Here is a 544-nt window from a genome sequence, read left to right as displayed (position 1 = left end):
CCCGCCCCGGCTCTACGCCGCCGCGATCCAGACGTCGCTGGTCGACTTCAACGCCACCCGCGGCACGATCCTGCGACTCTCGATCCTCCTCGTCCTGGTCACCACCTTCGCCGTCGCCGCCGTCGTCCAGTGGCTGGTGCCGGGCCTCGGGTGGGCCGGCGCGATCGCGATCGGCGCCGTCGTCGCTCCCCCCGACGCCGTCGCCGCGACCGCGGTGGCGCGACGCATCGGACTGCCCCGGCGGGTGGTCACGATCCTCGAGGGCGAGTCGCTGCTCAACGACGCGACCGCGCTGGTCACGCTCCGCACCGCGATCGCCGCCCTGTCCGGCGGTGTCGCGGTCGTCGACGTCGGCCTCGACTTCGTCGTCGCGGCCGGGGGAGGCGTGCTCATCGGCGTCGCGTTCTTCGCCCTCGTCGCCTGGCTCCGCAAGCGGATCACCGACCCGCTGATGGACACCGCGATCTCGTTCCTCACCCCGTTCGCGGCCTTCGTCGCCGCCGAGGAGATCCACGCCTCGGGCGTCATCTCGGTCGTCGTCGCA

1 protein-coding gene is annotated in these 544 nt (G+C 73.2%); it reads left to right on the top strand.

The window, feature by feature from the left end; translation table 11 throughout:
• Nucleotides 1-544: cation:proton antiporter domain-containing protein (locus FB586_RS18845; protein WP_187697901.1), on the top strand; the 544-nt coding region annotated here is incomplete at both ends.

Origin of the sequence: Cellulomonas telluris (assembly GCF_004886325.1) — a bacterium.
Lineage (GTDB): Bacteria > Actinomycetota > Actinomycetes > Actinomycetales > Cellulomonadaceae > Cellulomonas > Cellulomonas telluris.
This window is presented reverse-complemented; position numbering and strand designations above follow the sequence as displayed.